The 14,528-nt window shown below is 40.7% G+C and carries 13 protein-coding genes and 1 tRNA gene; 12 read left to right on the forward strand and 2 right to left on the reverse strand.

All coding sequences use genetic code 11. The features are described from left to right. Positions 1-25: 25 nt before the first annotated feature. Positions 26-1,354, reverse strand: a complete 1,329-nt coding sequence (locus tag BUR11_RS12860) for an amidohydrolase family protein (RefSeq protein WP_234982166.1) — start codon at positions 1,352-1,354, stop codon at positions 26-28. Positions 1,355-1,453: 99 nt separating this feature from the next. Here BUR11_RS12860 and BUR11_RS12865 point away from each other — a divergent pair, with 99 nt between their 5' ends. The 10 genes from BUR11_RS12865 (at position 1,454) to BUR11_RS12910 (ending at position 13,000) form a co-directional block, all read left to right on the forward strand. Next, positions 1,454-2,164, forward strand: coding sequence for an SAM-dependent methyltransferase (locus tag BUR11_RS12865; protein ID WP_074225404.1), 711 nt, complete (start codon positions 1,454-1,456; stop codon positions 2,162-2,164). A gap of 3 nt (positions 2,165-2,167) precedes the next feature. Continuing rightward, positions 2,168-3,238: a dipeptidase gene (locus BUR11_RS12870; protein ID WP_074225405.1), complete on the forward strand. Its 1,071-nt coding sequence runs from the start codon at positions 2,168-2,170 to the stop codon at positions 3,236-3,238. Positions 3,239-3,331: 93 nt separating this feature from the next. After that, a complete protein-coding gene (locus tag BUR11_RS12875) occupies positions 3,332-4,669 on the forward strand; it encodes a PEGA domain-containing protein (RefSeq protein WP_074225406.1) in 1,338 nt (445 codons plus the stop codon). A gap of 162 nt (positions 4,670-4,831) precedes the next feature. Beyond that, on the forward strand, positions 4,832-5,539 hold the full coding sequence (locus BUR11_RS12880) for an orotidine 5'-phosphate decarboxylase / HUMPS family protein (protein WP_074225407.1): 708 nt from the start codon (positions 4,832-4,834) through the stop codon (positions 5,537-5,539). A 3-nt stretch (positions 5,540-5,542) separates the two neighbouring features. After that, positions 5,543-6,577 carry a zinc-binding dehydrogenase gene (locus tag BUR11_RS12885; RefSeq protein ID WP_074225408.1) on the forward strand — a complete coding sequence of 345 codons (1,035 nt, stop codon included), beginning with the start codon at positions 5,543-5,545 and terminating at the stop codon, positions 6,575-6,577. 1 nt (position 6,578) lies between these two features. After that, a complete protein-coding gene (locus tag BUR11_RS12890) occupies positions 6,579-7,382 on the forward strand; it encodes an SDR family NAD(P)-dependent oxidoreductase (protein ID WP_074225409.1) in 804 nt (267 codons plus the stop codon). A 12-nt stretch (positions 7,383-7,394) separates the two neighbouring features. Beyond that, a complete protein-coding gene (locus tag BUR11_RS12895) occupies positions 7,395-8,282 on the forward strand; it encodes a sugar phosphate isomerase/epimerase family protein (RefSeq protein ID WP_074225410.1) in 888 nt (295 codons plus the stop codon). A gap of 117 nt (positions 8,283-8,399) precedes the next feature. Then, positions 8,400-9,281, forward strand: a complete 882-nt coding sequence (locus tag BUR11_RS12900; RefSeq protein WP_074225411.1) for an SMP-30/gluconolactonase/LRE family protein — start codon at positions 8,400-8,402, stop codon at positions 9,279-9,281. A 270-nt stretch (positions 9,282-9,551) separates the two neighbouring features. Next, on the forward strand, positions 9,552-11,033 hold the full coding sequence (locus BUR11_RS12905) for an MFS transporter (protein WP_074225412.1): 1,482 nt from the start codon (positions 9,552-9,554) through the stop codon (positions 11,031-11,033). 20 nt (positions 11,034-11,053) lie between these two features. Further along, positions 11,054-13,000, forward strand: coding sequence for an amylosucrase (locus BUR11_RS12910; protein ID WP_074226122.1), 1,947 nt, complete (start codon positions 11,054-11,056; stop codon positions 12,998-13,000). A 66-nt stretch (positions 13,001-13,066) separates the two neighbouring features. Here the strand turns inward: BUR11_RS12910 and BUR11_RS12915 are convergent. Continuing rightward, positions 13,067-13,138, reverse strand: a tRNA-Arg gene (locus BUR11_RS12915). 264 nt (positions 13,139-13,402) lie between these two features. On the opposite strand from BUR11_RS12915, the gene BUR11_RS12920 reads away from it, so the two are divergent. Next, the gene (locus BUR11_RS12920) at positions 13,403-13,981 is read left to right on the forward strand and encodes a 30S ribosomal protein S16 (RefSeq protein ID WP_074226123.1); all 579 of its coding nucleotides are present in this window, start codon (positions 13,403-13,405) and stop codon (positions 13,979-13,981) included. A gap of 15 nt (positions 13,982-13,996) precedes the next feature. Then, a complete protein-coding gene (rimM, locus tag BUR11_RS12925) occupies positions 13,997-14,527 on the forward strand; it encodes a ribosome maturation factor RimM (protein ID WP_074225413.1) in 531 nt (176 codons plus the stop codon). Position 14,528 lies beyond the last annotated feature (1 nt).

The raw sequence follows: 14,528 nt of genomic DNA on the forward strand, positions 1-14,528 counted from the left end.
ATGAACAGCTCTTTTATCATCTGCTTTATTTTACTCGCTTACCATTTTTGATTACCATGTCCACATCCTGCAAGAGGCTGATATGCCTTAGTACATCTCCTCTTACTGCGATAATATCTGCCTTTTTCCCTTCTGAGATTGTTCCTACCTGATCTGAAACTCCCATGGCAACGGAGGGCCAATAGGTTGCGGATTTAATTGCTAACATAGGGTCGTACCCAAATTCATTTACCCACACATCCAATTCATTCCATGTGCTTTGGCTATGAAATTTCATTGGAATTCCGCTATCCGTTCCGATTAACATCACTACCCCACTTTGTTTAAGTTGATTGAATTTGCGTTCCAAAGTAGGCTTCCTCACGGGTGTCAATTGAAAATAAGGCATTCTGCCTGGGTATTTTAATGAAGCTTTGATATCTGCGATTATAGAATCCGGTAGATCCAAATGCCAGGATGGATCATCTAATTTTTCTGGATTATCTCTAACTGATTCATAATTATACAAGCCTTCTACCGTGGGAGTCCAAAACAATGGCCCCATATTCATTTTGGCAGCTCTTTCCTGAATCATAAGCATAATATCTTCAGGGTATTCCGGCGCAGAAGATAACCCAGTGTGTTCGAAACAATCCACTCCTATTTTAAGGCCTATTCTAATTTCCTCAGGCCGATGTGAGTGCCCTACCACCGGTAAACCATATTTATGAGCTTCATCTACCACTGCCTGTGCTTCCTCCAATGTCATCTGATCTTGATCAATCAGCTTGATCACATCTACCCCGGCATCTGCCAGCTTTTTAACCTTCGCCCTCGCATCAGCTACCCCATTTATTCCCCAACGGAATGCTTCTGTATTTGGGTAAGGAGCTTTTTGAATAAAGGGACCAGAAACATAAATCGTTGGTCCTGGTATTTCTCCTCTGTTGATTCTATCCCTAACATTGATACTGGCTTCCAATGGTGCTCCTAAGTCTCTGGCACTAGTTACCCCTGCAAGTAATAACTGATGGGCAGAGGCTGGCATAATTACCGGGTCCAACACATTTATATAAGTACTATCCCAATGTGTATAATCACTATGACCATTGATCATTAAATGGACATGCATATCCCATAATCCCGGCATCACAGACATTCCTTCCGTCGAAATCACTTCCGCTCCATCCGGCACCTCCAAACTTCCTTCCTGACCTACAGCAACAATCTTTTCATCTTGAATCAAGATCACAGAATTTTGGATTGGGACACCTCCAAAGCCATCGATGAGCGTTCCTCCCACCAGGGCTTTCATATTCTGGGAAAAGGAAGAAAAACAGATAAGGGTAAATACTGCTGAAAACAAAAACTTCATTCTTTTCATAAATAGACCTTCTTTCTAGTATGCTATTAAGTTAATGAATTTGCCATATTAACCTTACCTTTCGAGCAATATCAGAATGAATTCAAAAAAATGCCCAAAGGAAAACTTTTTCTAATCCCCAATGTACTTGCAGAAAACACTGCCAATGAGGTGATCAGCCCTCAAATCAAAGAGGTGGTCAAACATACCAAGGTGTACCTGGTAGAGAATTTAAGGACTGCAAGGCGTTATATCAGCAGCCTGAAATTGGGAGTAAATATTGAGGAAATCCATATGGAGATTTTGGATAAAAAAACAAAACCTGAAATGATCAACCGATTAATGCAACCTCTCCTTAATGGTGCCGATATGGGAATCATTTCAGAGGCTGGATGTCCAGGAATTGCAGACCCAGGAGCTTTGGCAGTAGCGCATGCGCACGTAAAAGGAATTCAGGTGGTCCCACTTTCCGGACCTAGTTCAATGTTTTTGGCACTAATGGGCTCAGGTTTTTCAGGACAATCTTTTGCCTTCCATGGCTATCTCCCCATAGATAGAAAAGACCGGGCAGCTGCATTAAAAGCATTGGAGTCCGAATCCCTAAGAGAAAAGAGAGCCCAGATTTTTATGGAAACTCCATTTAGAAATAACCAAATGTTAGAGGATTGTTTGAGAACACTTTCCTCAAATACCAAACTTTGCATTGCAAAAAACATAACGGCCATGGATGAGCTGATCCTCACCAAAACCATTGGAGAATGGAAAAAACTCCCAATTGACTTACACAAAATTCCGACAGTTTTTATCCTTCAAAGTTTCTAAGACATGTTTACAATAGATGCCCATTTGGACTTAAGTATGAATGCATTGGAATGGAACCGGGATCTGACTCGCCCAGTTTCTGAAATCAATGCTAGAGAAGTTGGATTAAAGGATAAACCTGATCGTGGAAATGCAGTAGTTTCACTACCTGAGCTTAGAAAAGGGAACATTGGCTTAGTCGTAGCCACCCAAATTGCAAGGTATGTAGCCCCAGACAATTCTTTGCCAGGATGGCATTCTCCAGCTCAAGCATGGGCACAAACCCAAGGACAATTAGCTTGGTATCAAGCAATGGTGGATCAAGGAGAAATGTCTCAAATCCAAAATTTGGAGGAATTAAACCAGCATCTAGCTCTTTGGGAGAATGGGCAAGACAATTCTGCAAAGCCTATAGGTTTTATATTATCTCTGGAAGGCGCAGATTCCATTATCGATGTGAGTTATTTGGAAAAAGCTTATGAATATGGATTAAGAGCCTTGGGACCAGCTCACTACGGCCCAGGAAGATATGCCCACGGAACAGATGCCTCTGCTCCACTAAATCAAAATGGAAAAGAGCTACTTCGAAAAATGGATGAATTGGGAATCATCTTGGATGCTACCCATCTTTGCGATCAGGCATTTTGGGAAGCCTTGGATATTTATCAAGGCCCTGTATGGGCAAGCCATAATAACTGCCGCGCCTTGGTTGATCACAATAGACAATTTTCGGATGAAATGATTAAAGCATTGATTGAAAGAGGTGCTGTAATAGGAGGTGCTATGGATGCCTGGATGCTTAGTCCTGATTGGGAAAGAGGGAAAACTACTCCGCAAGAACGTGATGTAACATTGAATACCGTTTTAGATCATTTGGATCATATTTGCCAGGTGGCAGGAAATGCCAATCACATTGGAATTGGCTCGGATTTGGATGGGGCGTTCGGAAAAGAGCAAGCTCCTTATGACTTAGAGTCCATCAAAGATTTGGACAAAGTCCCTGATTTACTGAGGATAAGAGGCTACTCAGACCAGGATGTGGCAAAGGTAATGCATGGAAATTGGTTGAATTTTTTAAAAAAAGTATGGGCTTAATTGGGGAATAATTGGACAATTCCTTTGAGAATATATTGCATTAATACTTCATATTGAATTATTTAGCGAAAGCTAAACGCAAACCACCAATTTATGAAGTGTAAAAATTTACTCACCATTACCTTATTATTTCTTCTTACCCTTACTTATTCATATTCCCAAAAACTTCAGATTACTGCAAATCATTCAGATGCTAAATTCATCTTGTTGAATGATTATGATGACTCTGACAAACAGGAACTCGGAACAGGAGCTATAGAGTACAAACTTGAAAAAGACAGTAGAAATAGAATAAAGGTAACCAAGCCAGGTTACGAACCTGTCATTAAAGAATTCAACAAAGACCTGAAGTGGGATAAAGAGCAATATGTTTCTTTAGACTCAAGAAGAGTTGAGATTACAGCCGAACCCTATGATGCAGAAATCTACGTGGATGGAAGAATGATCGGGACCAAAGCTATTTATCTGATCATTCAAAAAGACCGTTTTCACACGGTAGAAGTAAAAAAACCAGGGTTTGCGCCCATTACGAAAAGTTATTACAATTCCCCTGACCGGGAAACCCCTCCTTCCAAGGATTATTTTGAGTTGAAGGATCGCCAAGTTAGACTGGAAGTAACTCCAGCAGATGGGGTGGTCACTGCAAATGGAGTCAGCGTTGGAAGAGGAAACCAAGACATCAAAATCCCCTTGAATGATTGCGTAACTGTTACAGTCAACAAAGACGGATATGTTGAATACACCAAAGTATTCTGTAACAAACCTGATACTGATCCAGAACCACCGGTAAGAGAAATCGCTCAATTGGAAGACAGATTGGTGAAGATTACGACCAACCCAAATGATGCTGCCATTGAAATTGCAGGAAAGAGAGTAGGTACAGGTAGCTATGACTTGAAGGTTCCTAAAAATGGAAGTGTGGAAGTTCGTGTTTCTAAAGATGGTTACGTACGCTACATCAAAAATTATTACAACCAACCAAATATGCAGGAACCTCCTGTGACGGATTTCATAGAAATGAATGTAGACGAGGCCTACACCTCTTCTGTATCTTCAGACTTGGCAAATGTACGAATCACTGTCCCTGTCAATACGGAATACACTTCTGAAGAAGCTTGGAGAATTTTAAGCTCGATTATCACCAGGTACTTCGACATATTAGAAACCGTTGACTACAACACAGGTTATCTGACTACTTCATGGCAGGTTCAGAATTTCCAGTCCAGTGTCATCAGAACAAGGGTAATTGTTAGTAGTGGCGGAAATTCAGACCAATTGGCCTACGCAATCAAGTTAATTAGCCAAGAGGCCTACCTCGACGGACAAAACTCAGTAACCGTAAAAGACGATGAGAAATTTGAAGATTGGGCTCGTATCCTAAAAAAATATGAGGGTCTAATCGAGGAAGTACAAGCAAGACTTCAACAATAAAAAAAACCACCATTCTAAACTCAGCCCTCCATGGCTGAGTTTTTTTTTGCCTGAATCGATAAAATCCCTAGAAATAATTACCGTTCAGGTAAGAGACAGAAAGTAGACTTTCAAAAATGGGTTATATTAAGAATCTAATTTTTCCAATTAAACCCAAAACATATGAAACCTATTGTACAGATCTCTTTGGATCTTACAAATATCGATGAAGCCCTGGAAACCGCTGAGATGGCCATTCGTGCAGGAGTAGACTGGCTAGAAGCAGGAACTCCATTAATTTTAGCAGAAGGACTTCATGGCGTCAGAAAACTCAGAGAAGCATTTCCAGGCGTCCCCTTAGTTGCAGACCTCAAAACCATGGATGGAGGCTACCTCGAAGCGGAGATGATGGCTAAAGCAGGGGCTACCCACGTGGTCGTCATGGCAAGAGCCCATGAGGAAACCATCAAATGTGTGGTACAGGCTGGGAAAGATTTCGGAGTAAAAGTCATGGGAGATAATATGGTCTTTCCCGATATGGTGGAAGGAGCGAAATTTTTAGAAGACTTAGGCTGTGATTATGTGATCCATCACATTGGGTACGATGAAAGAAGGGGTATAGCTGCTTCTGGTAGAAGAATGCCAAGTCCTCTTGATCAGCTTCAAGAAGTAGTGGGAGCTGTTAATATTCCAGTTCAGGCAGTGGGAGGACTTTCCCTAGAACAAGCCATTAAATGCCCTCAATATGGGGCTCCATTAGTGGTCTTGGGAGCACCATTGACCATCGATGCAGACTCATTCAAAACTGCAAGTGGAGATTTGGAAAGTTCCCTCAAGATGATTTGTGAGGCTATCCATAGTCAAGAAACTGTTTTACCTACAAAACCCTAAATCATGTCCAGCACGAAATCCGCAGCAGTAGTAAACTATGCTGAAGAAAAATATTCAGTTGAAATCAGAGAAATCTCCATTCCTGAAATTGGAGAAGAAGATGTATTACTGGAAGTAGAGAATGTAGGAGTTTGTGGCAGTGATCTTCATCAATGGACTTCAGATCACAGTTGGCCGGTAAACTATCCGGTGGTGTTAGGCCATGAATTCGGAGGGAAAATAGCCGCTATTGGAGATAAAGTTTCTGGATGGAAGGTTGGAGATAGAGTAGTCAGTGAAACTGCAGCAGTGATAGACAAGCAGAACCCCATGAGCAAAATTGGCTTATACAATTTAGACCCTACTAGAAAGGGGTTTGGATATGGGGTAAATGGAGCGATGACACGCTTTGTTAGAGTTCCTGCCAGATGTCTTCATACCGTCCCAGAGAATCTCTCTTTTGAAGAAGCTTGCCTGACCGAACCCTGTTGTGTTGCTTATAACGCTGTAGTTGGGAATTCTTCCATAAAACCTGGAGATCGGGTAATTGTCATTGGCCCTGGAACGATAGGGATTCTTTGTGCAGCTGTGGCTAGACTTTGTGGAGCCGAAGTAGCTGTATTGGGATTAGAAGCTGATAAAGGTCGATTAGAAATTGCCAGAAAGTACGGTTGTGAAGTGATTATAGGAGATGCCGAACATTGGGCTAGAAAAAGAGATGGATTAGGAGCTGATTTAATCATTGATGCTGCAGGGGTAAGTGCTACCTTACAGATAGCCATGAAATTAGTTCGACCAAATGGTCAAATCACGAAAGTGGGTTGGGGACCTCAACCTTGCAATTTTTCCTTGGATCCTATCATTCAGAAAAATGTAAGACTTCAAGGAAGTTTTAGCCACAACTGGCCGATTTGGGAACGTGTCATAGCCTTGCTTGCCAGTGGAGCTTTGGATGTCAAACCCATTATTGGAGGTGTTTGGCCTATTACCGAATGGAAAGAAGCATTTCAAAAAATGCATCATGGTCAAGTTGTCAAATCAGTTTTAAAACCTGTTTAATATGAGACTCAAAGGAAAAGTCATCATCGTCACTGGAAGTACCATGGGTATTGGTAAAGCTATTGCCAAGAAGGTTGTTGAAGAAGGTGCAAAAGTTATCATTCATGGACTGGAAGAAGATTTAGGGATTCAGGTGGTTGAGGAGATTGGAGCTGAACAAGCCAAGCTACACATTGAAGACATCGTTAATGAAGGGGCTGGACAACGTTTAGTAGACTTAGCCATGGCAACTTGGGGAAGATTAGATGCTATTGTGAACAATGCTGCACTCGTGGCAGCTTCTACTATTCACAACACAGACAAAGCATTTTTAAACCGCATACTAGACATTAATACATTTGCTCCTTTATTTTTGATCAAATCAGCTCTTCCATATTTAATTGAAAGTCGAGGGGCAGTGCTCAATATTGGCTCAATCAATGCGTGGAGCGGTGAGGATAATTTGTTGGCATACAGTATTTCCAAAGGAGCGTTAATGACCATGACTAGGAATTTGGGGGATTCTTTATTTCGAGAAAATGGGGTGAGAGTCAACCAAATAAATCCTGGATGGGTACTTACAGAAAAAGAGATTGAACGTAAAAAAGAACATGGACTCGCAGATTCTTGGTACAAGGAATTATCTAAAATGTACGCTCCTGCCGGAAGAATCATTTGGCCTGAGGAAATAGCAGCGGCAACGATTTATTGGCTCTCTGATGAAAGTGGTCCAATCAGTGGGCAAGTGGTTGATTTGGAACAATTCCCGATGATTGGCAGAAATATCCCAAAAGATTCGACTACTATCCCTCATAAAAAGAATTAACACGAAACTCAAATGCCTAAAATAGCCGCCTTCCCAAAAGCATTTATGCAGGCCCTTTGTAAAGACGGGTCCATGAAAATTTCCGAATGGATTGATCTTGCTGCTCCCCTGGACATTGATGGGCTGGAGTGGTATGCAGGTTTTTTGGAAATGGAAAACAAGAAAAACTGGCCTGTATTCAGGAGAATGGTAGAGGATAAAGGAATGGTCATTCCAATGATGTGCTGCTCTCCAGACTTCACACATCGAGACAAGGCTTTTCGGGAAAAAGAGATACAAAAGCAAAAGCGTTGGATAGAAATGACCGATGAATTGGGAGGCAAATATTGTCGGGTTCTTTCCGGTCAATATAGACCTGAATTATCAGTCGAGGAAGGAATCAAATTAGCTAAAGAATGTATCGAGACCTGTCTCCCTTATGCTCAATCATTAGGAATTACCTTGATTATAGAAAACCATTACAAAGATGATTTTTGGGAGTACCCTGAGTTTGCACAAAAAAGAGAGATTTTCACAAAACTGGTCAATAGCATTCATCATCCCTATTTCGGTGTAAACTACGACCCCAGCAATACTTATTTAGCAGGGGAAGATCCATTGGATTTATTGTATGATGTATCAGAAAGAGTAGTCACCATGCATGCCAGTGATCGGTATCTGAAAAATGGTACTATAGAAGATCTGAGAAAAGAAGAAGGAGGAGCACAAGGCTATGCCAAAAGACTAAGTCATGGAGAAATCGGCCAAGGCATGAATGATTACGATGCCATTTTTTCTGAATTAAAAAGAGTGGGCTTTGACTCTTGGATCAGCATTGAAGACGGGGTTGATGGGATGGATCAGCTCGAGCGAAGTGTAGGGTTTTTGAAGAAAAAAATAGCTCAGTATTGGCATCAATGATATGCGAATTGAGAAATACGGAATACGATATTTTCGTAACCTTTGAGGCGTCATTTTGAAGGAGGTACGACTAAAAAATCAACTCGAAGGTTTATAAAACATTTAACCTAAACAACATTGAAGACCTATAACTACACTTCCGTTCCCTCCCAATGCTTTCTAGGTGAAGGCCCCTATTGGCATCATGACCGACAAAGCTTTTTCTGGGTTGATATTGAAAATGGGAAACTCTTTGAACATAAAATTAGCTCTGGAAAAACAAATTCAATTTCATTTCCTTACAGGCCAGCTGTTGTTTTGGAGGGGAATGACGGCAATTTAATATTAGGATTGGACCGGAAACTAGCACGCTACAACCTGGAAACAAAAGAATTGACTTGGCTTTTGGAAGTTGAACCAGAAGAAAGCCTTCATCGATTCAATGATGGCAAAGTAGACCCTAAAGGCAGGATTTGGATAGGAACTTTAAGCACTAAGTTCACTAAAGGCGCAGGTTCACTTTATTGTATAGATCAAGATTTAATACCTCAAAAGAAACTTTCCGATCTGACCATTTCCAATGGAATGGCCTGGACCAAAGACTCCGAAACTTTTTATTTTATTGATTCTCCAACCCAACAAATACAGGAATTTGATTTTAACATAGACACTGGGGCAATTGAATTAAAAAGAATAGCAGTGGAAATACCTCAAGACATCGGAACGCCAGACGGTATGTGTATCGATCAGGAAGGGATGCTCTGGGTTGCTCATTATGGTGGTTCGGGAGTCTATCGATGGAACCCAAACTCTGGAGAATTAGTAGACAAAATAGAACTTCCGGTTCCTCATGTGACTTCCTGTTGTTTCGGAGGAAAAGACCAAGACCATCTATTGATTACTACAGCCCAAGAAAATCTAACCCAAGATCAATTAAAAGAGTATCCTCAAAGTGGCGATGCATTTTTGGTAAAGACAAATACAAAAGGCTTTCTGCCAAATCCTGCACAACTCAAATAAATCGGAAATCCATCGATTTATGAGTGCTAAATGGAAGAGTTTTTAGAAAATTGAAAAAAACATAAAATAGTCTTGGGGATATTTTTTTCATTTCAACCGTTTGAAATAGCACTTTTTTAATATTCCTATTGAACATCAGTTAGATGGATAGAATTGAATGACAGGCTCTATTTGTTTGATTGAAGAGTTAAATGTGTATTTTGAATGCTGATTTAAAGGGCTCTGACTCTTTTTTCAAAAAACCCAATCTGCCGAACTCAAATTAATTCAATGAGAAAGCCCAAGCTCTCCTTTTCCCAGATCATCAACATGAATGTTGGTTTTTTTGGGATTCAATACAGTTTTGGTTTACAACAGAGTGCAGTCAACCCCATCTATGATATGTTGGGAGCTGCACCAGATGAAATCCCCATCTTAAATCTCGCTGGCCCCATGACCGGCTTGTTAATTCAACCTATTATTGGAGCTCTCAGTGACAGTACCTGGAGTCCTCGGTTTGGAAGGAGAAAACCATTTTTCTTCATCGGGGCATTGATGTGTAGTATCTGCCTTTTCTTCTACCCATTCAGTAGCTCTCTTTGGATGGCTGCTGGTCTGCTTTGGGTATTAGATGCCGCTAATAATACAGCTATGGAGCCTTATCGGGCTTTGATCGCGGATGTGCTTCCTGATGAACAATACAGTAAAGGTTTTCTAACTCAAAGTTTCTTCACAGGACTGGGCATTACATTAGCTAACATCTCTTTATTCATATTCCAAAAATACATTCCAGGAATTGCAGGTTCACTGCCTGTTTGGGTGTATGCGTCTTTCTTCTTAGGGACGATTTGCTCCATTGGATCGGTAATTTGGAGTATTTCCAAAACTCCAGAATACCCACCTTCAGAAAAAGAATTGGAGATTTTAAATGAAAGGAATAAAGGCATGCCACATCCTGCCATCCAATTTTTCCTATCTATTCTCACCACCCTATTTGCCTATTTAGTCTTATTCATTCTAGTTATCCCAGCTTTATTTGATCGTAAAATCATCAGAAGGACAATTCATTGGGCTGAAAATCACCCTACTTTAAAAGTAGTTTTTGCCCAAAACCTTGAAATTATCGAAGCATTGACACAAATGCCTTCCGTGATGTGGAAACTGGCTTTAGTCTACCTTTTCCAGTGGTATGCATTATTTTGTTATTGGCAAAACGCAGCAAAAAGTATTGCCCAATCTGTCTGGAACACTGCCCCTCTAGAAAACAAATCATTGTATGAGGAAGCCGTAGGTTGGACAGGACTTGTCAATGGATGGTACAATGTAGTTACTTTTCTCTCTGCCTTCTTTTTGGCAAGAATGGCCACGAAATTTGGCCCAAAGAAAGTACACTTCATTTGCCTGATCATGGCCGGAGTAGGATTACTTGCTTTTCCTCATATTGAAAACAAATACTTACTATTTGCTCCGATGACAGGATTTGGAATCGCATGGGCAAGTATGATGGGGGTCCCGTACCTTTTGGTTGTCAACGAAATTCCGAAAGAACGATATGGAGTATACATGGGAATCATCAATATGATGATTGTGATCCCGATGATTCTCCAAACCTTAAGTTTTGGATTTATTTCCAAGACATTATTAAACAATAATCCAGGGACTGCAATCTCCTTTGCAGGAATTCTATTGCTCATAGGAGCTTTGGCTGTCCTTCGAATTAAAGAAAATAAAAATATTACTGATGGCCCTACCCCTGGCCCTATTGGACACTAATAATTAATCACCCGATGAATATGATGGATCAACCTGCTTATTCCTTTGCTGTTGATATTTTATCAAAAAATGGTTTTTCGCAAAAAGAAAACTCCACGTTTTTCTTTCGACTTTCCAATTCCATAGATACTATAAAAGACTTGTATAATGAGATTTATGGTCGAACTCCCGGGGCGCAACAGAGTTTTGGTCAACTCATATTGTCCCTAGCCAAAGCAAACTCAGAAAGAGGGAAAGATTTGATAAAAAGAGATGCTGAAAAGGGAAAAACTGGAGACTGGTTTCTCAGTAACGAGCTAGTGGGAATGAGTTTGTATGTAGACAGATTTGCTGGGCAGTTGAAAAACATGAAATCAAAATTGGGATATTTTGAAGAGTTAGGGGTGAATTTCCTCCATCTCATGCCTTTGTTTGAAAGTCCCGAAGGTGAAAGTGATGGGGGTTATGCAGTATCAAATTTCCGAAAAGTAGATGAGCGGTATGGAACGCTAGAGGAACTGGTTGCATTGCGAAAATCCATGCAAAAGAAAGGGATGTATTTAATGCTGGACATCGTATTAAACCATACTTCCCATCGACATGAGTGGGCCGAAAAGGCCAAAAAAGGAGATCCAGAATTCCAGAATTATTTCTACATGTATGACGACCGTTGGATCCCTAACCAGTACGATGCTTCCATGCCAGAAATATTCCCCGAAAGCTCTCCAGGTAATTTCACCTTCATACCGGAATGCAATAAATGGGTAATGACCGTTTTCCACAATTATCAATGGGATTTGAATTATATGAATCCCAATGTATTTCGCGCCATGTTGGACAACATTCTGTTTTATGCCAATCTCGGAGTGGATGTACTTCGAATAGATGCTCCTGCCTTTATTTGGAAGCAAACCGGAACCAGCTCCCAAAATTTACCTCAGGCTCATACGCTGCTCAGGCTTATCAAACAATGTGTCTCAGTCGCCACACCTGGGATGGCCCTTTTAGGGGAAGCGATCGTGGCCCCAAAAGAAATTATCAACTATTTCGGGACGGGAGATTTTTTGGCCAAAGAATGCGATTTCGCATACAATGCCACTCAAATGGCGCTTCAATGGGACATGTTAGCATCAGGCGAAACCAAGGTCATGCTTGCTGCCCAACATGAAATCCTCAAAAAGCCTGAAGGTACCAGTTGGATTACATACACCCGCTGTCATGATGATATAGGATTAGGTTATGATGATTATATGATCGAACAGGCTGGTAAAAACCCATACGAACACCGACAGTTTTTGAAAAATTATTTCACAGGAATACATCCACATAGTCCTTCAATAGGAGCTTTGTTTTCTTCCAATCCCAAAACTGGAGATGCCAGAATCAGTGGTTCTTTAGCCTCCCTTTGTGGACTTGAAAAAGCCATAAATGACCAAAATGAATTCAGCATCCAACGATCCATCCAAAAGATATTGATGATGCAGGCTCATTCATTTTTTATTGGTGGTCTTCCCATGCTTTTTTATGGAGATGAACTAGGCTATACCAATGACTACAGCTATTTGGATGATCCTGGAAAAAGTTATGATAACCGATGGATGCACCGCCCTATTATAGATTGGAAAAAAAATGAAAAACGAAAAGACAAAGGAAGTGTTGAATATGAGATTTTTGAAGGGACACGGAAATTGATCTCACTAAGGAAAAAACTGAATGTGGTAGCTGACCATAAAAACTTAAGTTGGATTCCACCACATAACATCCATGTTGCAGGTTTTTTGCGCCAGTTTGGAGGTAAAAAATTGTACGGGATTTTTAATTTCAGTGCTGAAACATCCTTTTTAACTTGGTTCGCATTTAAAGAAATTAGACCAGTACCTGAAAAACTAGTGGATCATTGGAGTGGACAGGAATTTGAAATTGGAATGGACCATGAATATCTGATTATGGAGCCTTATTCCTTTTACCTATTTGAGCCAATCAGTTAGTCGTTGGTTCTAAATCGGAGGATTTTTTAATTAAAACTCTATCCAATCAATTAAAAAAAGAAAAAGTAGCCCTGCTAGGAATCGAACCTAGATCTAGCGTTTAGGAAACGCTTGTTCTATCCGTTGAACTACAGGGCCAGAAAAGGTTACTTATTCGAAGAAAAGGATTTTGTCCCAAATTGGAAACCCTTTTTTATCTGGAATGGTTAATTAAGCCTATTTCCAGTCTTTTTCAAGCAAAATAGTCGAATTACTCCCAATTCGACTTGCAAGATAAAAGAAACGTCCACTTTCTGGCAAATATTCTTTAGCCAACTTATGGCTTTACAAGGATTTACACTATCTTTGCACTCCAAAATTAGGATGGACGGGTTCCATCCACTCACTAAATACAACAAATTTATGTCAGTAAAAATCAGATTAGCACGAAGAGGTAGAAAGAAAATGGCTATCTACGACGTGGTTGTAGCTGATGCAAGAGCTCCACGTGATGGACGCTTCATCGAAAAAATCGGGTCTTATAACCCAAACACAGATCCTGCTTCTATTAACATCAACAATGAGCGCGCTCTAAAATGGTTGTTGAATGGAGCTCAGCCTACCGATACTGTAAAGGCAATGCTTTCTTACAGAGGTATCATGCTGAAAAAACACCTTCAAATTGGTGTATTGAAAGGTGCAATCACTCAAGAACAAGCAGACGCGAAATTTGAAGCTTGGTTAAGCGAAAAAGACGCGAAAATCGCTGGTAAAACTGAAGGTATCAATAAAGCAAAAGCTGACGCACGTCAGAAGGCTTTGGATGCTGAAGCAGCTAAGAACCAGGCTAGATTGGACGCTATCAAAGCAAGAGAAGAAGAACAAAAAGCTCTTCTAGCTGCTGCTGAGGCTGCAAACAATCCTGCTGCTGAAGAAGCAAGCGAAGAAGAAGCAACTGATGCTCCTGAGGCTTCCGCAGAAGGCGACGAAGCAAAAGCTTAATAAAAAAATCTCCCCATGAACAAGGAGCAATGCTTTCAATTAGGCTATGTAGCCAAAGTTCATGGACTGCGTGGAGAAGTGGTCGTGATGTTGGATACAGATAATCCAGAGGATTATGAAAATCTAGAACATCTCTTCCTTGAGCAAAAATCCCGGCTAGTGCCGTTTTTCCTGGAGCACTTTGTACTCCAACCCGGAAATAAAGCATTGGCAAAATTTGAGGATTATGATTCGCTCGATCAAGTAGAAGGATTAGTAGGTTCGGAAGTTTATCTTCCACTCACTGAACTTCCCGAACTGGAAGATGACCAATATTATTTCCACGAGTTGATCGGATTTGAGGTCTTTGATGAGACCAAAGGTTTGATAGGAACTGTCCAGGTTGTTTATGACCTGGAAACACAGGATCTCCTCGGGGTGACGCACCAGGGTAAGGAAGTTTTGATACCCATTCAAGATGGAATTATCCAACAGGTGGACAAGGCAGCAAAAAAAGTTTTCTGTCAATTACCCGAAGGTTTACTTGAAATTTATCTGGAAGACTGAC

This window comes from Algoriphagus halophilus, assembly GCF_900129785.1.
Classification (GTDB): Bacteria; Bacteroidota; Bacteroidia; order Cytophagales; family Cyclobacteriaceae; genus Algoriphagus; species Algoriphagus halophilus.

Excerpts from the sequence above, each read along its gene's own strand:
- BUR11_RS12885 (WP_074225408.1), top strand. The coding sequence starts at position 5,543 with ATGTCCAGCACGAAATCCGCAGCAGTAGTAAACTATGCTGAAGAAAAA.
- rimM (WP_074225413.1), top strand. The coding sequence starts at position 13,997 with ATGAACAAGGAGCAATGCTTTCAATTAGGCTATGTAGCCAAAGTTCAT.
- BUR11_RS12865 (WP_074225404.1), top strand. The coding sequence starts at position 1,454 with ATGCCCAAAGGAAAACTTTTTCTAATCCCCAATGTACTTGCAGAAAAC.
- BUR11_RS12895 (WP_074225410.1), top strand. The coding sequence starts at position 7,395 with ATGCCTAAAATAGCCGCCTTCCCAAAAGCATTTATGCAGGCCCTTTGT.
- BUR11_RS12920 (WP_074226123.1), top strand. The coding sequence starts at position 13,403 with ATGTCAGTAAAAATCAGATTAGCACGAAGAGGTAGAAAGAAAATGGCT.
- BUR11_RS12870 (WP_074225405.1), top strand. The coding sequence starts at position 2,168 with ATGTTTACAATAGATGCCCATTTGGACTTAAGTATGAATGCATTGGAA.
- BUR11_RS12880 (WP_074225407.1), top strand. The coding sequence starts at position 4,832 with ATGAAACCTATTGTACAGATCTCTTTGGATCTTACAAATATCGATGAA.
- BUR11_RS12860 (WP_234982166.1), bottom strand. The coding sequence starts at position 1,354 with ATGAAGTTTTTGTTTTCAGCAGTATTTACCCTTATCTGTTTTTCTTCC.
- BUR11_RS12890 (WP_074225409.1), top strand. The coding sequence starts at position 6,579 with ATGAGACTCAAAGGAAAAGTCATCATCGTCACTGGAAGTACCATGGGT.
- BUR11_RS12905 (WP_074225412.1), top strand. The coding sequence starts at position 9,552 with ATGAGAAAGCCCAAGCTCTCCTTTTCCCAGATCATCAACATGAATGTT.
- BUR11_RS12910 (WP_074226122.1), top strand. The coding sequence starts at position 11,054 with ATGATGGATCAACCTGCTTATTCCTTTGCTGTTGATATTTTATCAAAA.
- BUR11_RS12875 (WP_074225406.1), top strand. The coding sequence starts at position 3,332 with ATGAAGTGTAAAAATTTACTCACCATTACCTTATTATTTCTTCTTACC.